This is a genomic window from Sporolactobacillus laevolacticus DSM 442, from assembly GCF_000497245.1.
GTDB classification, from domain to species: domain Bacteria; phylum Bacillota; class Bacilli; order Bacillales; family Sporolactobacillaceae; genus Sporolactobacillus; species Sporolactobacillus laevolacticus.
In genome coordinates, this window is the sequence record NZ_AWTC01000003.1 from 87,677 (window position 1) to 109,594 (window position 21,918).

A 21,918-nucleotide genomic window follows, 5' to 3' on the forward strand; every position below is an offset into this window, starting at 1 on the left:
GTCGCTAAAGATCCCAAAGTGAAAAATTTTATCTTAAAAGGAAAAAGCATAGCCAAACGGCATATTGAAGCATTCAGTAAAATCATGAAAAATGACGATTTACCGATTCCTATGACTTGGGATGCAGATGTTACCGAATCTACGGAATTTACATTTTCAGATAAGCTCATCTTGTCACTGACGACTTACTTAATTGGAATCAGCATTGCCAACTATGGTGTGGGTATTTCGACAAGCCCAAGAAACGATCTAGCAGTGCAATATGGATTATTAGCGACAGAGATAGGGCAATATGCCAAAGAGGGTATCAAAATCTTAATTGAAAATGAGTGGTTAGAGCAACCACCTTTAGCAAGTGATCGGGATAAATTGATACATCAATAATCGTTGGCTATCCACTAGAAAGAATGTTAATTATGATACGAATCATTGAAAAATGTTGATTGCAATAAATTAAAAATGAACCTTAACAGAATTGCTAAAATAAAACCAAGACGTCGAGTCTTGGTTTTATATTGATAATAACATGGCAAGTCCTATATTTTGTCATTTATTGACTCTATTTGACACAATTTGTCCTTGAAATGTTAACAAAAAAGACATATTATTAATAAGGAAACACTAGTTAATTTAATGATTATTAACTGATTGTTCGAGTCGTTCACATATGGTGAACAGGGTGCAGAAACAGAAGCGGATCCTTGAGATGCTCTTGCAAACAGATTTTCATTAACTTCTTCATTTATATCCTTCTACTTAAAAAAGACAAAGGTGGCTGTGAACAACCATGAGTAAGCCGAAAATCGTTATACTTGGTGCCGGATACGGCGGAATGATGGCAACCGTACGCCTCACAAAAGAATTAAGTATTGATGATGCAGACATTACACTCGTTAACAAACATAACTATCACTATCAAACGACTTGGCTCCATGAGGCTGCGGCTGGAACCATTCACCATGACCGCACGAGAATGTTGATCAAAAACGTCATTAATACAAAACGTGTGAATTTTGTACAAGATTCAGTTAAAACGATTGACCGCGAAAATCACAAAGTTCTGCTGAAGAACGGTGAAATCGACTATGACTATCTTGTCATTGCTCTTGGTTTCGAATCAAACACATTTGGCATTAAAGGATTGGAAGAAAATGCGTTTGCCATTCGCAGTGTAAATACTGCCCGTAAGATTCGCGAACATATTGAGTATAAATTTGCAAGCTATAACAGTGATCCGGATGCGAAAGACAGTGATCTGACGATTATTGTTGGCGGCGCGGGCCTGAGCGGTGTAGAATTCCTTGGCGAACTGGTAGACCGAATTCCGGAACTTTGCAAAGAATATGATATTGACCCTAAAAAAGTGCGAATTGTCGATGTTGAAGGGATGCCTTTCGTCCTTCCTCCATTTGACCGTGAATTAGCAAATTACGCACAGGAATATCTGGAAAGTAAAGGCGTAGAGTTCAAATTAAGTACCTTCATTAAGGAAGCAACCTCGGAAGGCGTTAAGGTTCAGAAGAAAGACAGCGAGGAACTGGAAGAAATTCAAGCCGGCACTGTTGTCTGGACCGGTGGTGTGAAAGCTAACCATATTCCTGCTGAATCGGGTTTTGAAACGAATAGGGGCAAGATTCAGGTAACTGGAGATCTCCGCTCGCCTGAAGACGATCATGTCTTCGCAATCGGCGATGTTGCAGTTGTCTTTCCTCCTAATGCAGAACGCCCTTATCCGCCAACTGCTCAGATCGCGATCCAGGAAGCGGAGAACTTGGCTAAAAACATGAAACACATCCTTAAAGGTGAAGCAACAGAGGATTTTGTTTACAAGCCAAAGGGCACAGTTGCTTCTCTAGGTGAAAAAGAAGCCATTGGTGTTGTGTTCGATCATAAGCTGACTGGCAAGCCTGCCGCTGCCATGAAGAAAGTCATTGATGACCGCTATCTGCTTATGCTCGGTGGTGTCGGACTCGTGTTGAAAAAAGGCAAACTGAAGTTACTTTAAGCATTAGTGCTAATTATAACAATCTTGTTCCCCTCAAGTTTGACAGATGAAAGATAATAAATCTGTCGAACCAGAGGGGATTTTATTTAGCTGAATAAAAGCGCTGCTTATTTTCAAATAAAAGTTGAGCGTACTCATCAAAATACACAGTGATGTTCATCAGCCAGAATATTTTAGCCATCGACCTGTTCATTGTTGCTCATACAAAACAGATTTTTATCATGATAAATTAGATTCTTCTCCGAAAAAAGATTGCTGTAGACCCACCCGAAGTTCGTTTGTTACCATAGTTTTACATAATTAAAAAGGAGGTAAGATAAGTGGAACCGTCAAGAGTAGCGTTTCTGTCCGTGCTCAGTAATACATTTGTGGTTGTATTGAAAGTTATTGTAGCGGTCATTACGGGTTCGGTTGCTGTGTTGTCTGAAGCGATACACACATCTCTGGATTTAGCGGCTTCACTGATTGCTTTTTTTTCAGTACGCATATCAGGAAGGCCAGCAGATAAAATTCATCCTTATGGTCACGGAAAAATTGAAAATATATCGGGAACTATTGAAACGTTGCTTATATATGTGGCAGGAATCTGGATTATCTACGAATCGATTAAAAAACTGGTTCACCCTGAACCGATGCATCTTCCTCTATTGGGCATAATTGTGATGATTGTGGGGGCAGCGATCAACTTTTTCGTATCGAGATTGATTGATAATACTGCTGAAAGGACACATTCTGTAGCGATGAAATCCAATGCTTTTCATTTATTAACCGATGTTTATACGTCGATCGGAGTTGCTATCAGTTTGTTGCTGGCTTCCTTGACAGGATGGACGATTTTGGATCCGATCATCGGTATTGTTCTTGCATGTTACATCATGTTTGAAGCAACCAAATTAATGAGAGCTTCTTTTCCTCCATTATTGGACACACGACTTTCCGAGGAAGAAGAAAATAGAATTATCAAGATCATTGAAAGCTATCATAAAGAGTTCATTGGATTCCATAACTTTCGCACAAGACGTTCCGGTCCGGAAGAATACATTGAACTGCATCTTGTTGTTCCCTCCCATCTGCCGATTGATGCAGTGGAAGATTTATCTGACCGAATCGAGGAAAGCATAACGAAGGAAATTCCCCATGCGCAAATTCTCATCCATTCCGAACCTGAACATGAATTAAGAACCGTTCAACCGAAAAAGGATCTGTAGTAGAGAAGGTATCTTTGTTTTTTTTATTTTTGAAAGCGCTTTGAATTCGGTGCCTTGGCGATTTTCTAACTTCGACTCCCATATTGGATTACTTTTTTCTGCCATGAAGAAAGGCATTGACGATCGCTATCTGCACATGCTAGGCGGTGTCGGACTCGTATTGAAAAAAGGCAAACTGAAACTCCTGTGATTCTCAACGATGCATAAATAAAGATCCGAATCCTGCTTTTAGGATTCGGATCTTTATTTATAAACAACTTTTTATTAATACTTACTGTTCATTTCAGTAATTCCCAAATCTGGATTAGCTTTTTCGCTTTCTCCGGTTGAGCAGCCATTTGAAGGATCATCTGATCAAGTCCGGAAATGCTCCTCGCCTGATCAACTAATTCTTTATCTTGAGCACTCTCGTATCCCGTCACGGGTTCATTAATAAAACCGGTGCGGCCGAGCAAGTAGTCTGTGGACACACTAAGATAATCCGCAATTTGCACAATCATTTCAGGATCCGGTTTGCGGGCTCCAGATTCATAGCGGCTCAGCTGCGCATTGGAAATATTTAATTGGCGCGCCATTTCGAGCTGCGACAATCTTTTCTCGTCGCGGAGGAAACGGATCCTGCTGCCTAGCGTGTTTCCCATCTGGAGTGTTCCTCCCATTGCTTAACGTTAAACAAGAAAATTTTAACATGTTCTCTTTTTTAAGTTGTTTAAATTACCAAACAGGAAAAATATAATGGGATAATTAGCATATTATGGTACAATATTTATAAAATAGTTGCCAAAAAGGTAATTTGGAGGGTCATAATATGCTGACTGTGGATCTGGATAAATTGAAAAAACTTAGACAATCAAAAATGTCACAGCAAGAAATGTCATTACGTCTCGGTTATCAAAGCCCGAACGGCTATTATTATCTCGAATGCGGACGCAGCAAAATTACTGCTGAGACACTTGCTAAAGTGGCAACAGTGCTTGGGGTGCCTATACAAGAATTTTTCACGAATAGGGCAGAATCACCCCAGCAATGAATGGTTGACTATGAGCTTTCAAAGATGGGAAAAAACACAATGGATTAAGCGCTGCCATCACTTTGAATTTGTCCGAGTGAATGATAAACTAGAGTATCGGATAAAAATATTGTGAATGAAGCAGAGAACGCTGATTTTGTGGAAATGTTCATCAGCCATCTCTGAAAGGAGACCTATTTATGTGCGGATTTTGCGGGTACATTGCAAATAAAAATCAATTGGAACCTGGTAATCATGAACAAAACGCGATGACCGCACGTGCGGAGATCATCAATCATCGGGGACCTGATGACGTAGGCTATTATACGGATGATCAGGTACAGCTTGCTTTTCGAAGATTAAGTATTATTGATTTGGCGGGAGGGCATCAGCCGCTCCCTTATGAAAATGAACGCTACTACATTATTTTTAATGGTGAAGTTTATAACTATGTTGAACTCAGAAATGAACTGATTGAGAAAGGCTACAGCTTTGAAACAACTTCAGATACCGAAGTCATTGTTGCCCTTTACGCAGATCGCGGTGTAGAATGTGTCAACTATTTCCGTGGAATGTTTGGGTTTATCATTTGGGATAAACAGGAAAGAACGCTATTTGCTGCCCGTGACCATTTCGGAATTAAGCCGTTTTACTATATGGAACAGGATGATGGCGTATTCTTTGCTTCCGAAATGAAAAGTCTCCTAATTGGCGGGGACCCCCATCCAGTCGCAGAAAAGGCACTTCAATATTATCTGACCTTCCAATTCGTGCCGGAACCCCATACTCTATCAGAAAATATTAAAAGTCTGGAACCTGGTCATTATCTCCTTAAGAAAAATGGAGAACCTATCCAGAACAAAGCATTCTGGAAACCGTCATTTGCTCCTGTTAATCAGTCACTGGATGAAGCGAAAAAGAAAATACAAGATGTGCTGATTGATTCGGTGAAAATTCATATGAGAAGCGATGTGCCAGTCGGTGCTTTCCTGTCCAGCGGAATCGATTCAACTTCGATTGTTGCACTTGCTAAACGCTATAATGAAAACATCAAGACGTTTACAGTCGGATTTGCCAGCAAGGGATACAACGAGATTGATGTTGCCAGAGATTCAGCGGAAAAACTAGGCGTCGAAAATTATGCGCTTGAGATTTCGGCCGAGATGTGTATGAAAGAGATGCCGAAAATTGTCTGGCATATGGATAATCCGTTAGCAGATCCTGCGGCGATTCCTAATTACTTTGTTGCCCGTGAAGCCAGAAAGCATGTGAAAGTTGTGCTCTCCGGCGAAGGTTCCGACGAGCTGTTCGGTGGTTATAATATCTACCGCGAACCTCTCTCGTTAAAATGGTTTGATTCCGTGCCGAAACCCGGAAAAGCATTGCTGCACGCGGTTGCTTCAAGAATGCCGGTTGGTATGAAGGGACGGAGCTACTTGCTTCGCGGGACGACTCCACTTCCAGAGCGATACGTCGGCAATGCATTCATATTCAACGAAGAAGAAAAGAAATATGTACTGAAAACCTTTTCCGAACACACACCGTTTACCGATGTCACTAATCCGATATACAAAAAGGCATTTGAAAATAACAAGCTGGATCAGATGCAATTGGTGGATATTGAAACCTGGCTGCGCGGAGATATTCTCGTAGTCGCTGATCGGATGACGATGGCACATTCACTTGAACTGCGTGTTCCATTTCTGGACAAGGAAGTATTCGAAGTGGCCAAAACGCTGCCGGCTGAACTGAAGACGGGGGACGGGACGACAAAATACGCGTTCCGCGAGGCGATGCGCGGCATTGTTCCGGATTCGATCCTATTCAGGAAGAAACTTGGATTCCCGGTTCCGATCCGTATCTGGCTCAAAGGCGAGATGTACGACTGGGCACGAAAAATTATTCATGACAGTAACACGGACGCATATATTAATAAATCTTATGCGCTTAAGCTGCTCGACGACCACTGCAGCGGCAAAATGGATAACAGCCGAAAAATTTGGACCGTTTTGATGTTCATGCTTTGGCATCAGATTTATATTGAAAAAACGGTAATTGTGGAACATGAACCTGCTTTTCAAGTTTAAAACTGAATTTGAATTAATGACATGAAAAGGGATCCTCGCGAGATAAGCGGGGATCCTTTTTCACATTCATAATGACTTAACGAGTCTGGGTTTCTCTTTCGCGTTCAAGGCCCTCATTTGGCCGAAACAGGATTGTCAGGCAATACAAAGCGCAAAGTCCGACAATGCCGTACACAAGACGTGAGAGCGCGCTTCCTGCCCCACCAAAAATCGCGGCAACAAGATTGTAACGAAAGAAGCCGATCAGCCCCCAGTTAATTCCGCCAATGATAAGTAGTACGAGACATGTTCTCTGCAAACCGCTCATAATCGTACCTCCTTTTATGTGCGTGCAATTATATCATGCCTTTTTTTTTCACAACTATTCATGTGTCCGATTCTTTTAATGCCATTTTTTTTTATTTTAATGCTTGTCATTTGCACAAACTAGCCAAAAAATGAATTCATTGTGAAATCGTTTGCAATTTTTGTGAATAAAAGGAGGTCATGACTTGAATTTGGCACCATGGTCTTGTACAGTTAAGAAGGAATTATTTTGAACATTGGAGGCCGATGAAATGAGCAAGAAAGTTGCTTTTGATTACAGCAATGCACTTTCATTTTTTGCGCAACATGAATTGGATTATTTAACTGCCCAAGTATCCGCTGCCCATCAAGCAATTCATGAAAAAACAGGAGCAGGCAATGATTTTCTTGGCTGGCTGGATCTCCCGACTGCATATGATAAAGAAGAATTTGCCAGAATTCAAAAAGCTGCTGAGAAAATTAAAAAGGACTCAGACGTTTTGGTTGTCATTGGGATCGGCGGATCTTATCTTGGCGCTCGTGCGGCGATTGAGACCCTCAATCACTCATTTTACAATGTGCTGCCAAATGCAGAACGCAAAACACCTCAAGTATTCTTCGCGGGCAACAGTATTAGCTCAACCTATCTGAACGAATTGTTCGATGTGCTTAAAGACAAAGATGTTTCCGTCAACGTCATTTCCAAGTCGGGAACAACAACAGAACCGGCGATCGCTTTCCGCGTCTTCCGTGAATTCCTTGAAAACAAATATGGTAAGGATGAAGCGAAGGGCAGAATTTATGCGACGACAGATAAGGCGAAAGGCGCTTTAAAGACGCTTGCAGATAACGAAGGCTATGAATCCTTTGTAATCCCTGACGACGTTGGCGGCCGTTTCTCCGTTCTGACCGCTGTAGGTTTGCTTCCAATCGCCGTATCCGGCATTGATATTGATGAACTGATGACCGGTGCTCGAGACGCTCAGAACGATTTCAGCGAACCAGAATTAAGCAAGAATGCTGCTTATCAATATGCAGCCGTGCGCAATGTTCTGTACAACAAGGGAAAAACCGTTGAAATGCTGGTTAACTTTGAACCGCATCTGCACTACTTCTCCGAATGGTGGAAGCAGCTATTTGGTGAAAGTGAAGGCAAGGACTTCAAAGGCTTGTATCCTTCCTCAGCGGATTTCAGCACGGATCTTCACTCGTTAGGCCAATTTGTACAGGAAGGCCGTCGCGTGATGTTTGAAACTGCTGTGCTTGTTGAAGAACCAAGAAAGAATGTCACACTCAAAGCAGAAAAAGAGAATTTGGATAATCTCAATTTTCTTGCCGATAAAACCATGGATTTTGTCAATAAAAAAGCGGCTGAAGGCGTGCGTTTGGCGCATACGGACGGACAAGTACCGCAACTTGTTGTTACCATTCCCGAACTGACTGCTTATCACTTCGGATATCTGATCTACTTCTTTGAAAAAGCGGTAGCAATCAGCGGCTATCTTCTTGGCGTCAACCCATTCGACCAACCGGGGGTTGAAGCGTATAAGAAGAATATGTTTGCACTGCTTGGAAAACCAGGTTATGAAAAAGAAAAAGCGACACTTGAAGCGCGCCTCAACCACTGAGTCTGTGTTCATCAAAAGAAAATATAAAGGTGAAAAGGTTTTGCCGATTGCGGCAGAACCTTTTCGCTTTTAAGGAATGAAGAAGGGCTTCTTCTTTAGTGCTATATCGGCTATATCCATTTTTTTGGTTTGACTGAGACGGTTTTATCCCTTAACATGAATACCAGCAGTGATGAAGCGGACAAGCTTCAAAAAAAATGAAGGGGAAGGGAAGAGGACAATTGAAAGGAAGAAATACAGGGATGTTTCCTAAATTGATCAGCATCCTGTTAACTTTTGTTCAGGTCATTATCGCATTATACATCCTGCTTCAGTTTTTCGGTGCGAATCCAACGCCTTTTGTCAATTTTCTTAACAGTCTCAGTGAGCCGATTCTAAAGCCTTTTCAAGGTATTTTTCACCCGATCGTCTTTAACGAACACAGCCTCGACCTTTCCGCTGTCTTCGCCTTGATTGTGTACAGCATCATTGGATTTGGCATTCAGAAAATCCTTGCCATTTTAAAAATTAAATGACCATCCAATATAAAACGGACCTCGTAAGGTCCGTTTTTGGGTGCAACATCATTTGATGATCAGATCGATCATTACACGAAACTTCTTTGAAAATCTTAAAAAGGCTAAGTTATCGAAATAAATAAGTACTCGAGCTAAGCAAATTTTTATTATCCTTTAAATCTTCCCATAACAATGGTGTTATAGTACGTTCCGTCAGAGAGCACCCGATCATTTTTTAAGATACCTTCAATTTCAAAACCAAGTTTTTGATAAAGTCCAATGGCTTTCTCGTTTGTTTCTAATACATTTAATGTTATTTTTTTTATTCCATTTGAGTCGGCCCAGAAAATTGAATTTCTTAATAGATTTTTGCCAATGGCATGTCCCCAATACTCTTTTAAGACGCATACACCAAACTCTACTTTATGGGCAAAACGTTTCAAGGTAGTTCCTTCGCATCTTGAAAATCCGACGATCCGATTGTGAACAACCGCAACTAAAAAAAGGTTCTTCATATTTTCAGTATCTGTTTTGATCAATTGTTCAAAACCTGGAACATCGATGTATGCCTCACCTTGTTCTCGATCCATATTTTCGGTCTCGCTGTCAATCTGCAACCTGATCGCCGATAATTCATTGGCGTCTTTTTCATTTGCGGATCGGATGGTATAGGTTAGCCCCTTGATAGAGTAGTGCTGTTCGTCGATTCTCATGCTTAGTGTCTCCTCAATTCGTTATTTCGCCATTTAAAGCAGATGGAAAAATTATTATAACTGAACAGGCCTTTATTTCATAGAGCAGGACTTATTGCTTTTTACACAACACCCCCTGAACATTAGGCTGTTCAGGGGGTGTTGTGTGCCTTTATATTATTTACACGAATAAATCAATCAAATTTCCGTAGCGATTCGACCGGGTCAAGATTTGCTGCTTTGGAGGAAGGAGCGAGTCCGGCGATTACGCTGATGCCTACACTGACGATCAGACCAAACAGCACGAATCCTGGTGTGATGTTCAGTAGTGATACATGCATATGTGGACGGGCGAAATGATTGCCAATTGCGGCAGCGATGAAGGCTAGTAGGACGCCAATCGCTCCGCTGAACAAGCCGAGCAGGCTCGCTTCAGAGAAGAACAAGTGGCGAATATCTTTGCGCCTGGCGCCGAGCGCACGCAAAATACCAATTTCTTTTGTTCGTTCCGTAACGCTGATGTACAAGACGACAATGATCATGATCGCCGAGACAAGCAACGAAATGCCTGCGATAGCAGCGAGTACATAGGAGGCAAGGGCGATATACAGGTTCAAAGAATTTAGAAATGCGCCAGCTCCGTTGAGTGAGTACCCATGTTTTTTAAAGTAGTTCTGAACGCTTTTCACATTCTCGATTTTATCGACTTTTACGGTTGCCATGTTTGGTTTTAACGTGATGTTTTGCTTGTCATACATGCTTTTTATTGTCGAATAGTCTGCTGTGAGCAGCCCCATTTGTGCACTTCCGTTAAAAATAGCTGATATTTTAAGCTTTTTCTGCATGACGATAGGGCGCTGGTTTTTGTCAGTCATCGTTACGTAAAAATCTACGGTTTTGCCGATTAGGGTGCTCGGTTTTTTAGTTAGCTGTTTAGCGACGTCTTTACTTAGACCAATTTCGTTCTGCTTAGGCAAATGGCTGCCTTTTGCGAGATCTTTATTCGGTACGGCACTATCCATTGTCTGAAAATATTGTGGAATGGCCATCTTTTTCCCAAGCTTGACACGAGAAGAGGAGAGCCAGAGCACTTTTTCTACTGAAGATACATGCTTGACCTTTTCAATTTTCGCAACATCATTGTCTGAAATGACAGCGGATTTTTTGATTTGACTGCTCTCGCCATCTTGCTGAGAGAGTCCTTTTTTCGTCATCTGCATGACAGTCGGGTTAACGTTCTTCATGATCTGATCGTGAATATAGGTCTGTATACCGCTGCCGAGTGAAAGCATAATAATAACACTGAAAATGCCGATTGCGCCGCCAAGCGTAACAAGAATATTTCGCTTCAAGTTATGACTGATATTATCAAGTGCCATTTTAAAAGTAGCGGGCATACTTAGATTTTTTGTCTTCGGTTCTTCGCGATGTTCGGGTATCGGGTAGCCTTCCTTTAAACGAATATCATCAGCGATACGGCCATCATCAATTTTGATGATTCGTGTACCGTAATCGGCAACCTTTTGCGAGTGTGTGACCGTGACAACGAGCTTGCCTTGCTTGGCAATGCTGTCAAGGAGTTCCATAATTTGTTCACTGTTTTTCTTATCAAGAGCTCCGGTCGGTTCGTCAGCAAGAATAATATCAGGATTATTCGCCAACGCCCGGGCGATGGCCACACGCTGTTTCTGTCCACCGGAGAGCTGGTTTGGACGTTTCTGCAAATGGTCCGCAAGCCCGACGGTTGTCAGCAGTTCTTTAGCATGTGCCACACGCTCTTTATCTGACATAGTTGTCATTTTCAGAGTGATAAGCACATTATTTAATACCGTCATGTGATTGATCAGGTTAAAGCTTTGGAAAATGAAGCCAACGTTCGTTTTACGATAATCATCCAATTCTTTTTCTTTCATTTGATGCAACGCTTTGCCGTTGATCAGAACGTCACCTGTATAATCCTTGTCCATGCCTCCGATGATATTCATCAGCGTCGATTTACCGCCGCCGGATTCACCAAGGATGGAAACAAATTCGCCACGTTCTAATTTGAGATCAATGCCATGCAATACCGGAAATTTTTGTTTGCCGGAAAGTTTGTACGACTTGTGGATATCTTTCAATTCAATGTAGCTCACACGATGTCCCCCAGTTTTTGGTATTCCCGCTTATGAATTTAAGTAAAAGCGGGGAAATAGTTCTCAATTTGCTCTGGCCATTTCATCTTAACGTATAGAATTTTATTTTTAACCCCACTCTGGAATTAATTGGTTCTAAGCCTCCAGACGTATATTTCGTCACTTTTTTAATGTACCAAAGAGAAGTGTGATCAAACAGTGACTATTATCCGGAAAGATCATGACATTTGTCATGATTTGAAATTATATTTGGACCTGATCAATTGGAACTATTTTCAGAGTCAGCGGAACAAAAAGGTAACCAAGTGAACAATCACTTTAGGTAAGGTAGGAAATGCTTTGTAAATCACTTTTCGGGCCTCTAATGCTGAAATATCATTTAAACTGTCGGAGTGGGAGGTAAGTGTCACAATTCCGTGTGGCGATTGACCGATGGCAACATGCCCATTTGCATAACCGCCAATTGCAACGTGAGAGGCAATAGCGGCGCCTCCAAATGAAAACATACCGATGGCAACGCCGCCTAATGCGAAGAAGCCGATCGCCACTCCTCCGATGGCAACGGATCCCACTGAAAAGCCGCCAACTGCGAGGAGCAGGCTGAGAACGAAGCCGCCAAGTCCAAACAGTCCAAGGGAAAATCCACCGAGACAAAGACCGCCTACTGCAAATCCTCCCACTGAAAACCAGCCAATTGATATGTTGCCGATCGCTAAAATGCCTTTTGCCACTTGAAATCCCGGTCCAATATTGATATGAACGAGTGGCAGGTGGAAAAGTGTTTTCTTGCTCTTAAATTCATAATGCATGCGTTTGTAATAATAAAAAGCCTTCACGTCCTCATGCTTTTCATTTGAGCCTGAATGGTCCTTAATTAAGGAATCGATGCTTACATCAAATAAATCGCTAAGTGCGATCAATTTATCCATGTCAGGGTAGGATTGCCCAGACTCCCATTTGGAGACTGCTTGCCTGGACACACCGAGCTTTTCAGCAACCCCTTCTTGTGTCAGTCCTTCTTTTTTTCTTAATAATTGCAGCTTATCTTGGAATACCATATGTATCACCTCGATTTCAGAATATCAATTTACTGAATACTGCGCTACCAACTGAGACAAACAATCTGTCAACCAGTGGTTGCACACTGTGAAAATACAAAGTAACACCGGAAAAAATCCGAAGGTCAATAGTTGATGGCTGAAAATTTCGTTTGGGATCGATCCATAAAGAATGATGAAAAAGAGGGTGAATGGATTAAAGTCTCGAACTAAAACAACCAGGCGCACCCCTGCAAATGGAAATGCGCCTGGTTGTTAATCACTTTTTAAATGGAAGTGATTTCAATGGAAAAGGATGAATGTTCACATCTTTATTTTTTCAATGCAGTTTATGACAAGGACTGGCGATAAAGATCCTTTGATTTGAATCCTTTTCCAAGAATCATTTCCATCTCCGTTAATCGCTTATTTCGTGTGGCGTCTTGTTTTGCACTATATACATACCGCGCCCAATCTTTGCGATACCCAGGAGTTAATTTTTTATAAAACTCAAGCAGTGCAGATTTTGTAGATAGATATGCTTCGATATGAGAAATATAGTCAATATAGTCATCGACACACTGGCTGCTTGCTGTTGATTTTTTTCCTTTTCCTGAGGCAAATTCTTTCAATCCGATAATGGTAAATGTTTCATTTAAGCTGACCATGCGTGCGAATTTGATTGTGCTATTTCCGACGTATCCCTCATCATCGACATTCAAACTTGGGAAAATCTCATCGCGATGGACGTAATTCGGGTAGATTTTATTGCCTTTTTTGGGGTAAGCAATATACATATATCCATTCTTATTTAGCCGATTGTGTTCAATGATGTCCAAGATCCGGTCTTTTAGTTCATCAAGTGTAAGCACAAATATAACAATAAGATCATATTTATCCTTGCAATATGTATGATCATAATCCATCAATTGATTGAAAAGAGGGCGTTCGGGTTCTGGAAGATTTATTATTACTTTTGAAGGATAATTGTTTAATTTCAACTTCTCAACAATCGTTTTATTAGCCATAGGAATACCTCTCTTTTTAATTAGATGTTCTTGTGCAGTCAGATTGCGTGAATTTTTTCATTACTATTAATATCGGATTCTTTTCATACAACCAAAAAAGCAGTCGTATCAGAAAAAATACGGCTGCTTTTCATCATTAGTGGAGCATAGGGGGATCGAACCCCTGACCTCTGCCATGCGAAGGCAACGCTCTCCCAGCTGAGCTAATGCCCCATAAAGTCCACGACACAGATTATACTGCGCGAGAAAACTGTGGTCAACCCATCAGGAAGCAATTCATTTATTAATAGATAATTATGGACCAATATGAAAAATAAAACGAAGTTTATAAATTTTACCAATGTTTATAAATTCAATCAATCATTTTTTTAAAATTATTATGAAAATCTGATTTTTTTATGTCACTTTTTATGACATTAGAGGTATAATCGTCTATGAAATTATTTTTCCAACACCAAAAAGAGGAGACGTTGGCAGTGAGTATTTTTAAAACAAAGCCGATTGCGAGCTTAATTGCTGAGACAGAGGGCAAACAAGGCTTGAAAAAAGCGTTAGGTGCAACTGATCTGACACTGCTTGGTATCGGTGCCGTTATTGGTACCGGTATTTTCGTTCTGACTGGGGTAGCAGCAGCTAATTATTCTGGACCGGCACTAGTTGTTTCGTTTATTCTATCAGGATTGGCATGTTTCTTCGCCGCACTGTGCTATGCAGAATTTGCTTCCACAGTACCGGTTGCCGGCAGCGCTTATACATATAGCTACGCTGCACTAGGTGAAATTTGGGCTTGGATTATTGGATGGGATCTGATCCTTGAATACACGGTCTCGATTAGTGCGGTTGCTATTGGCTGGTCGGGATATGCTGTAACGCTTCTAAACAGTGTGGGCATTCATTTACCGGCAGCATTAATTGGAGCTCCAGGTACCCCTGGTGGATTCATCAATTTGCCAGCAATGATTATCATCGCATTAATCGCTTGGCTCTTACTTTCAGGTGTAAGACAAACATCCAATTTGAATGGTGTTATCGTATTCATAAAGCTAGCTGTTATTGCTTTGTTTATCTTTTTAGCTGTTTGGCATGTACACCCCTCAAATTGGCATCCGTTTATGCCATATGGCTTTAATGGTGTTGTTTCAGGTGCGGCTGTCATCTTTTTTGCCTATCTTGGATTTGACGCTGTATCAACGGCAGCTGAAGAAACAAAGAACCCTCAGAAAAACCTTCCAAGAGGTATCTTGTTCTCGCTTCTCATTTGTACGGTGCTTTATATTGTCGTGTCAGGTATTCTAACTGGCGTAGTAAAGTATACTGCTTTCAAAAATACATCAGCTCCTGTTGCTTATGCTTTGCAACAGATTGGTATCAATTGGGGCTCTGCGGCAGTTTCTATCGGTGCGATTTGCGGTATTACTTCTGTACTTCTGGTCATCATGTATGGGCAGACTCGTATCTTCTTCGCTATGTCTAGAGACGGGTTAATTCCTAAGGCGTTTGGCAAAGTTAGTGAAAAGCAAAAAACACCTGTTTCTTCAACAGTAATCGTGGCTGTTGCGACGATGATCATGGCCGGCTTCCTTCCCATCGGCATTGTTGCAGACTTGGCAAATATCGGTACATTATTTGCTTTCATGATTGTTTCCATAGGTGTTTGGGTACTTCGTGTGAAAAGACCGGATCTTAAAAGGGCATTTAGAACACCTTGGGTTCCCGTTGTAGTTCCTCTTGCTGTATTGTCTTGTGGATATCTAGTCATCCATCTTCAAACAGCAACTTTATGGCGATTTGTCATTTGGTTCGCGATCGGTATGGTTGTCTATTTTTCGTATAGCCGCAGACATAGTGCTTTGAATCAGGCTACATCCGATTCTGCTGAGCATGCATCTTAATCTAATCAGTTTTATCGATAAAAGCAGCTTGCTTCCTAACTGGGAGGTAGGCTGCTTTTTTGTATATGGTTGGACACCAAATGACGACGATAAACTGATCTTACCGTTCTGATCCTGTCAAAAATTTTTGTAAACTGTTGCATGAAACTTTTTTTTTGCTAATGTGTAGAGAGATATTGCAAAGACTACATAGTAAGCAATGAATGGCATTTGAAAGGTGGGAGGACGAATGGATAAAAGCAAACTGTATTTGCGCATGTTTCAAATCGCTTATTTTGTGATTGGAGCGGCCATTGTTGGGCTTCTTGTCTATTTTTTTGTTCTTCTGATTGGCAACCATTACACGGATGACGAGAAATTAGTGATGAGTCGAACCTCGGTCGTCGTAGATGAACAAGGTCATGAAATATCTCGGCTCTATGCGGAAAATCGTGATCCCGTCGCTCTGAAAAAAATACCGAAGCATGTACAGGATGCGTTCATTGTGACGGAGGACATACGGTTCTATAAGCATTCCGGAATTGATCTTCGCGGCATCATGCGCGCGGTGATGACAGATATCGTATCCGGTGATAAAGCGGAGGGTGGCAGTACAATTACGCAGCAGCTTGCCCGAAACGCTTATCTATCCAACGAAAAAACATGGTTTCGCAAAATGAAAGAGGCGGCGATTGCGGTCAGTCTTGAACGAAGATACAGCAAAAAACAGATTCTTGAAATGTACTTAAATCAGCTTTATTTTGGACACGGCATTTATGGCGTGCAAATGGCATCCGAATTCTTCTTTCATAAGGATGTCAGCCAGTTAACAGAGGAAGAAGGGGCACTACTAGCTGCTTTACCGAAAGGGCCTAATGGTTATTCACCTATACTTCATCCGAAAAAAGCTCTGGAACGTCGAAACTTAGTGCTTTCATTGCTTCAAAAAAACGGCTATATTTCTGCTGAACAGTCTGTACGCTTGAAAGGAACAACACTTGGGCTTAACGTGCACAAAATCCAGACGCATCCGGAATTTGATTCCTACATCGATCTGGTTAAAGAAGAGGCAGCGAAAAAGTATCATATCAGTCCAGATGACTTGATTCGCGGCGGCTATAAAATTGTTGTCCCAATTAGCCGTGAAGCCGAGGTTTCATCCTACTCAGCTTTTAAAAATAACAGTTATTTCCGAGGAAGCAATCCGAAACAGTCCCCGGAAGGCGCATTTGTACTGATGAATAAGAACGGCGGTGTTCTGGCAGCGCAAGGTGGACGTAATTATGTCAGCGGCAGTTACAATCGGGTTAATGACAAAAGGCAGCCAGGATCCTCAATTAAACCGCTGGCAGTATATGGCCCTGCACTTGAATCAGGGAGATACCAGCCGTATTCGATGCTTCAGGACAAGAAAGTCAGTTACGGGACTTATACGCCAACAAATTATAATGGCCGTTATAATGGCGAAATGACTATGTATGATGCAGTTACTGTTTCGCAAAATGCGCCGGCAGTGTGGCTACTTAATCAAATTGGGATTTCCAGAAGCAAATCCTATTTATCGAAAATGGGGATTGAACTGGATAATAAAGATAAAGGGCTGGCGATCGCGCTTGGCGGTCTTAACAAAGGGGCTTCGCCGTTGCAGATGGCATCCGCCTACACCTCTTTTTCGAATAACGGAACTCAGCACGAGCCCTACTTTATACAGGCGATTTATGATCATCAAGGAAAGAGAATTGGTGAAGCGCAACCGAAAACGAAGAAGATCTTCTCCAAGCAGACCGCATGGTACATGACGCGAATGCTGCAATCGGTGATGAAAAATGGGACAGGAAGAGCCGGGTACAGCCCAGTTGCAATTGCCGGAAAGACAGGATCAACCGCGTATACAAAAAACGGGTTGCGCGACGCATGGTTTGTAGGGTACACCCCAGACACAGTCGGGGCGGTTTGGATCGGTTATGATAAGACCGATGAAAATCAGTATTTGACGGGGTCCAGCAATGACGCTGTACGTCTGTTTAAATCGGTCATCAATACGGTGCCGAATGAAAATAAGCTTGCTTTTGAGAAACCAGAGGGCGTGACAGATCTCGATGAACCGATTCGTCTGGCGGGAGTGACTCAATTACATGCCAAAGGTGTTCTCGGCAAGTATGCACTTCCAGCATTGCAACTGACTTGGAATGAAGCTTCCGATAAGCGAATCATTTATCGGGTCTATTCTGAAGTTGATGGGAAGCGGACACTTAAAGGAGAAGTGAAAGGACAGAACACCTTCAGGATTGATTTCGTCAATCCGATGAGTAAGGAAAATTATTATGTCGTTCCCTATAACACACAGACAGGTAAAACAGGTGACGCCTCGCCGTCAGTCGAGATCAACTGGTTCTCGCATCTTTGATTCTTTAAACCTTGTCGCAAGATCCTTATTAAAAAAAACACCGCAGCGTTTCCGTCATGAGACGGAATGCCGCGGTGTTTTACTGCTGTTACTTATTCAATTGAAGGGGCTCAAAAGAATGCGCGTAAATTTGTTCAGCAATATCTTCTTTCTCTTCATTCAGTTTTCGCTTTCGACGAGGTACCACTGGCATTTCAATAGCTTTTTTGATCCCTTCGGACATAAAGCTGAAAGCAAGAATGGTTAACGAGAAAACGATGACCGGATAAATAAACAGCCATTTATCCATTGTCATCAAATAGTTAACATTAAGACCAAGTAAGCCTGACCACTCATTCGATGTCGAGAAATATTCATAAGGCGGGCCGAGAACCATAGTGCCGCCGAAGAACAGGTTCAGCACCCCTAAATGAACGAGAATGACCAGAACTTGGATCATTTGCTGCACATTAAACAAAATAAATCTAGGAGTGAGATGGGGCAGAATATCTCGCCAGAAGAGATGCCATTTTCCAGCACCAAGCACGATACTGCTGTTGATAAATTCGCTTTTTCTTGTTTCGCCAATCATGTCTCCAATTTGCGTTGCAATAATAGGGACTGCAATGAGTGCCAAGATGAAAATTTCGAACCATTCGCGTTCGACTTTTGAATACTGGAAATTGCCATAATTTTTCCGGGCAATGAGTATGCTTGAAAGGACCAAGTAGGCAAGAAGTGTCATCGGCATATAGTGAATACCTTCGAGCATGCCGGTGACGATGCGCTTAAATCTGTAAAAATACATGCCATAAAGCCATCCAAGTACTGATCCTAACAGCATGCGTATGACGGTGATGCACACTGCAATGCTGATCGTTGTCTTTGCACCGATTAGGATCATTGCTGCAATACTGTATCCACGAGTGTCGTTTCCGAGCGGCGGGGCCTGCGAAGGTGACAGCGGTGCGGAGTCAATCAGTTTTCCCTGATGATTATAAAAAAGCATTTTTTTAGGCACGTAATCATGGGTAACGAACGAATAGGTCAGGCTTGAGATGAAAAAGACGCAGATAAAAAGGAAGCCGATGATGAATAAGGGTTGTTTTAGTAAGTTTCGGATCATCACAATGCCTCCCTACCAGTTATTTGTTTCAGGACGATGGATAGCACAACGTAGAAAATAAAGAAAGGTACATAAATGAGAAACATGCCAATTGTAAACACAAGTGAAGTATGATAGGTATACATAAATCGTGTGATGCCAGCTGAAGAAAAGATATATTCAAAAATAACAAGATTTGAGAGCATCATCCAGACAATAGTTCTTGAATAGGAAAGCAGAGGCGCAGCCATGTTTCGTAGAATATGCCGGCTAAGAATGGCGGATGGGCGAAGGCCCTTGCTCTTTGCCATTTCAATATAATCCATTTCAAGCTGTTCCTTTAGGTTGACGAGCATCATCCGGTAAAAGAAACATGCGGGAATAAAGGACAAGCAGAGAATTGGCAGAATATAGGGGATATCCTCCATAGATTGCGATAAGTTCATGACGAGTAGGCCTGTCCGTTCATAAATCCAAATAACAATGATTTCAAAGATTGAGATAACCAAGATATCAGGAAGGGACTCGCCAAGAAATGCAATAAAGTGAATGACCTGCTTTGCCTTTTTCGGCAAGAAAAACGTAAGAAACAGGCCAAGAAACGCCCATATTAGTGATAAAATGAGGCCACCAAACAAAATTTTCATGGAATAGAAATAAGGGGCGAGTATGTTAGGAAATAGTGGGTGCGTGAGTTCGCCATCAAAATATGTAGGATGAACGAGTTGTATGCTGACATGTTTGAGAAGATTAACATAATTCATGAAATCGACATGTACGCCCTGAAAAAGCCCGGGCAGACAGCCGATTAGGATAAAAGTCAGTGATGTAAGCACGAATTTTATCCCTTGCTTGCTGGCAAACACCATAATAAGTCCTCAACTTTCTTGATTGATAAATATAATTGAAGCGAGTCCCTCAAAGGGTTGAAGTGCGGCACAAAATAGGTATGTAGGGTACGTGGTGTGAATTCACCACTTGAACAAAGGTTTAGATCTTATAAACAATAGTTTATTTTATTCCGAATTATGTGCTTTTTCAACCGTTCTCTTGAATTTGACAGCTTTCTTCATCAAACTCAATGCGCGATTTCTTGACAATCGGAGGGGATGTACCGTTTCTAGCATTTTTTCTCTTTCGGGTGGTATTTTCTCGTCATAGCAAAGAAAAAGAGATAGAATAATACATGTTTGCACGCGAGCCTTTGGATGAGTTTCTTTAATTCATAGGCATTCAATTGAAGACTGAAACATAATGAAGGGTGATGCCAAAATGAAAAAAATAGGCTTACTTGTTATGGCTTATGGAACGCCTTACCAAAAAGAAGATATAATTCCTTATTATACGGCGATACGTCATGGGCACAGACCGAGCGATCAGCAGATTGCGGATCTTACGCGACGTTACGAAGCAATCGGGGGTTCTTCCCCATTGGCAAAATTAACAAAAGAGCAGGCAGATGCTCTGGAAAATAGGCTGAATGCTATACAGTCCGACTTCCGGTTCAAAGCCTATCTCGGGTTGAAATACATTCATCCGTTTATCGAAGATGCCGTACTCGCCATGCGAGACCAGGGCATAGAAGAGGCTGTGTCGCTTGCACTTGCTCCGCATTACTCCAGGTTCAGTGTCCAGTCTTATATCGATCGAGCACAAAGCAAAGCGCAAGAAATTGGCAATATAAATATTACATCGATTAAGAGCTGGTTTGAGGAAACGGGTTTCATCGACTTCTGGTCACGTGCGATTCGCACGACGTTTGCTTCTATTCCCGAGAAAGAACATGACACGACGGTCGTCCTTTTTACGGCGCACAGCTTACCAGAGAAAATTCTTAAAAATGGTGATCCATATCCTGAACAGATACGGGAAACAGCTGAAAAGCTTGCTTCAGAATCCGGAATTGCCCATTTTGCTCAGGCCTGGCAGAGCGCCGGAAAAACCGGTGAACCTTGGCTTGGTCCTGATGTGCTCGACCAGATTAGGATCCTCCATCAGAATGAGGGTTATCGTCATTTTATTTTTTGTCCGATTGGTTTTGTTGCCGAACATCTGGAAGTTCTCTATGACAATGATCAGGAATGCCGCAAACTTGTTGAATCACTTGGCGCAATCTATCATCGTCCGCCAATGCCCGATACCGATCCTGTATTCATTGATGCACTCGCGTCGGCAGTCTTACGAGCTTGTGCGGTGAAACCAGCGGATAGCCAGGCATGATTTGTTCATAATGATCAGCCATTTTTTACAGCTGGTTGTTCTTGCCTGTTTAGCGGATCCATAGTAAAATGTCTATTGAAACCAAATGACCAAATTGTTCATTTAGTCAAAAATTGAAAACGGTGATGGAAATGGCTGTTGATCGAAAAGAAAACATCATTGCTGCAGCGGAAAAGACCTTTGCTTCATTCGGCTATAAAGCGACAACGATGGACTTGGTCGCACGCGTGGCTAATGTCGGAAAGGGGACGATCTATACTTTTTTTACGAATAAGGAAGAATTATTCTACGAAATCATGAATCAATTCATCCGAAGGATAAAAAAGGTAGCGACGAACGCCATTCATGAAAATGATACCTTCTTTACCAATCTTCATCGTGCTCTTTATAGCGTTCTTGAAATGCGCAAAGAGCATCAGCTGACGATCAAGCTCACTCAGGAACTTAAGGAAATTGGAACCGCGCAAGCTCAACAGGCACTAGCGAATATTGAAGACGCCATTCTTGGATTTATGGAAGAGTTCATCAAAAAGGCGGAGCTTAAGGGAGAAATCATCCCCTGCGATCCAAAAGTGACCGCTTTTGTCGTCCTGCGACTGTACATTGCGCTAGTGTTCGATTGGGAGCAGCGCCATTCTCCGCTTTCCAGTGATGAGATTGCTGACTTAATCGAGATTTATTTTGTAAAAGGTTTAAAAAAATAATGGGGAAACCGTTATTTTTTT

18 protein-coding genes, 1 tRNA gene and 1 pseudogene are annotated in these 21,918 nt (G+C 41.8%); 11 read left to right on the plus strand and 9 right to left on the minus strand.

Annotated elements, in window-relative coordinates; genetic code table 11:
• Positions 1 to 15 precede the first annotated feature (15 nt).
• The 3 genes and pseudogenes from P343_RS37410 to P343_RS23310 all read left to right on the plus strand — a co-directional run.
• A pseudogene (locus P343_RS37410) lies at positions 16 to 384 on the plus strand (DUF3231 family protein); the annotation flags it as partial.
• 403 nt (positions 385 to 787) lie between these two features.
• Positions 788 to 2,005 (plus strand): NAD(P)/FAD-dependent oxidoreductase, encoded by a 1,218-nt coding sequence (locus P343_RS23305; protein WP_023509148.1) that lies wholly within the window; start codon positions 788 to 790, stop codon positions 2,003 to 2,005.
• A 320-nt stretch (positions 2,006 to 2,325) separates the two neighbouring features.
• The gene (locus tag P343_RS23310; protein ID WP_023509149.1) at positions 2,326 to 3,213 is read left to right on the plus strand and encodes a cation diffusion facilitator family transporter; all 888 of its coding nucleotides are present in this window, start codon (positions 2,326 to 2,328) and stop codon (positions 3,211 to 3,213) included.
• A gap of 278 nt (positions 3,214 to 3,491) precedes the next feature.
• Here the strand turns inward: P343_RS23310 and P343_RS23315 are convergent, their stop codons facing one another.
• Complete coding sequence (locus P343_RS23315; protein WP_023509151.1) at positions 3,492 to 3,854, minus strand: helix-turn-helix domain-containing protein; 363 nt, start codon at positions 3,852 to 3,854, stop codon at positions 3,492 to 3,494.
• A 167-nt stretch (positions 3,855 to 4,021) separates the two neighbouring features.
• On the opposite strand from P343_RS23315, the gene P343_RS23320 reads away from it, so the two are divergent.
• Both P343_RS23320 and asnB read left to right on the plus strand, forming a co-directional pair.
• Positions 4,022 to 4,243: a helix-turn-helix domain-containing protein gene (locus tag P343_RS23320; protein WP_023509152.1), complete on the plus strand. Its 222-nt coding sequence runs from the start codon at positions 4,022 to 4,024 to the stop codon at positions 4,241 to 4,243.
• A gap of 179 nt (positions 4,244 to 4,422) precedes the next feature.
• Complete coding sequence (asnB, locus tag P343_RS23325) at positions 4,423 to 6,309, plus strand: asparagine synthase (glutamine-hydrolyzing) (protein ID WP_023509153.1); 1,887 nt, start codon at positions 4,423 to 4,425, stop codon at positions 6,307 to 6,309.
• A 76-nt stretch (positions 6,310 to 6,385) separates the two neighbouring features.
• On the opposite strand, the gene P343_RS23330 is transcribed toward asnB, so the two are convergent.
• Positions 6,386 to 6,616, minus strand: a complete 231-nt coding sequence (locus tag P343_RS23330; RefSeq protein WP_023509154.1) for a DUF378 domain-containing protein — start codon at positions 6,614 to 6,616, stop codon at positions 6,386 to 6,388.
• 250 nt (positions 6,617 to 6,866) lie between these two features.
• Here P343_RS23330 and P343_RS23335 point away from each other — a divergent pair, with 250 nt between their 5' ends.
• Together P343_RS23335 and P343_RS23340 are read left to right on the plus strand one after the other, a co-directional pair.
• Positions 6,867 to 8,222, plus strand: a complete 1,356-nt coding sequence (locus P343_RS23335) for a glucose-6-phosphate isomerase (RefSeq protein WP_023509155.1) — start codon at positions 6,867 to 6,869, stop codon at positions 8,220 to 8,222.
• A gap of 242 nt (positions 8,223 to 8,464) precedes the next feature.
• Positions 8,465 to 8,737 carry a YggT family protein gene (locus P343_RS23340; protein WP_236620321.1) on the plus strand — a complete coding sequence of 91 codons (273 nt, stop codon included), beginning with the start codon at positions 8,465 to 8,467 and terminating at the stop codon, positions 8,735 to 8,737.
• A gap of 149 nt (positions 8,738 to 8,886) precedes the next feature.
• Here P343_RS23340 and P343_RS23345 read toward each other — a convergent pair whose 3' ends face one another.
• The 5 genes from P343_RS23345 to P343_RS23365 form a co-directional block, all read right to left on the minus strand.
• Positions 8,887 to 9,432, minus strand: a complete 546-nt coding sequence (locus P343_RS23345) for a GNAT family N-acetyltransferase (RefSeq protein WP_023509157.1) — start codon at positions 9,430 to 9,432, stop codon at positions 8,887 to 8,889.
• Positions 9,433 to 9,605: 173 nt separating this feature from the next.
• On the minus strand, positions 9,606 to 11,546 hold the full coding sequence (locus P343_RS23350) for an ABC transporter ATP-binding protein/permease (protein ID WP_023509158.1): 1,941 nt from the start codon (positions 11,544 to 11,546) through the stop codon (positions 9,606 to 9,608).
• A 281-nt stretch (positions 11,547 to 11,827) separates the two neighbouring features.
• On the minus strand, positions 11,828 to 12,604 hold the full coding sequence (locus tag P343_RS23355) for a helix-turn-helix domain-containing protein (protein ID WP_023509159.1): 777 nt from the start codon (positions 12,602 to 12,604) through the stop codon (positions 11,828 to 11,830).
• A gap of 329 nt (positions 12,605 to 12,933) precedes the next feature.
• Positions 12,934 to 13,611: a YdeI/OmpD-associated family protein gene (locus P343_RS23360; RefSeq protein WP_023509160.1), complete on the minus strand. Its 678-nt coding sequence runs from the start codon at positions 13,609 to 13,611 to the stop codon at positions 12,934 to 12,936.
• A gap of 140 nt (positions 13,612 to 13,751) precedes the next feature.
• A tRNA-Ala gene (locus P343_RS23365) sits at positions 13,752 to 13,824 on the minus strand.
• Positions 13,825 to 14,087: 263 nt separating this feature from the next.
• Between P343_RS23365 and P343_RS23370 the strand changes: the two genes are divergently transcribed.
• Both P343_RS23370 and P343_RS23375 read left to right on the plus strand, forming a co-directional pair.
• Positions 14,088 to 15,503, plus strand: coding sequence for a branched-chain amino acid transporter BcaP (locus P343_RS23370; protein ID WP_031263649.1), 1,416 nt, complete (start codon positions 14,088 to 14,090; stop codon positions 15,501 to 15,503).
• A gap of 229 nt (positions 15,504 to 15,732) precedes the next feature.
• Complete coding sequence (locus P343_RS23375) at positions 15,733 to 17,889, plus strand: transglycosylase domain-containing protein (protein WP_023509162.1); 2,157 nt, start codon at positions 15,733 to 15,735, stop codon at positions 17,887 to 17,889.
• A gap of 88 nt (positions 17,890 to 17,977) precedes the next feature.
• On the opposite strand, the gene P343_RS23380 is transcribed toward P343_RS23375, so the two are convergent.
• Together P343_RS23380 and P343_RS23385 are read right to left on the minus strand one after the other, a co-directional pair.
• On the minus strand, positions 17,978 to 18,994 hold the full coding sequence (locus tag P343_RS23380; RefSeq protein WP_023509163.1) for an ABC transporter permease: 1,017 nt from the start codon (positions 18,992 to 18,994) through the stop codon (positions 17,978 to 17,980).
• Complete coding sequence (locus P343_RS23385; protein ID WP_023509164.1) at positions 18,994 to 19,842, minus strand: ABC transporter permease subunit; 849 nt, start codon at positions 19,840 to 19,842, stop codon at positions 18,994 to 18,996. Before P343_RS23385 ends, P343_RS23380 begins: the two co-directional genes overlap by 1 nt.
• A gap of 403 nt (positions 19,843 to 20,245) precedes the next feature.
• Between P343_RS23385 and hemH the strand changes: the two genes are divergently transcribed.
• Positions 20,246 to 21,193, plus strand: coding sequence for a ferrochelatase (gene hemH, locus P343_RS23390; protein WP_031263650.1), 948 nt, complete (start codon positions 20,246 to 20,248; stop codon positions 21,191 to 21,193).
• Between the two features lie 131 nt (positions 21,194 to 21,324).
• Positions 21,325 to 21,897 (plus strand): TetR/AcrR family transcriptional regulator, encoded by a 573-nt coding sequence (locus P343_RS23395; RefSeq protein ID WP_023509166.1) that lies wholly within the window; start codon positions 21,325 to 21,327, stop codon positions 21,895 to 21,897.
• Positions 21,898 to 21,918 lie beyond the last annotated feature (21 nt).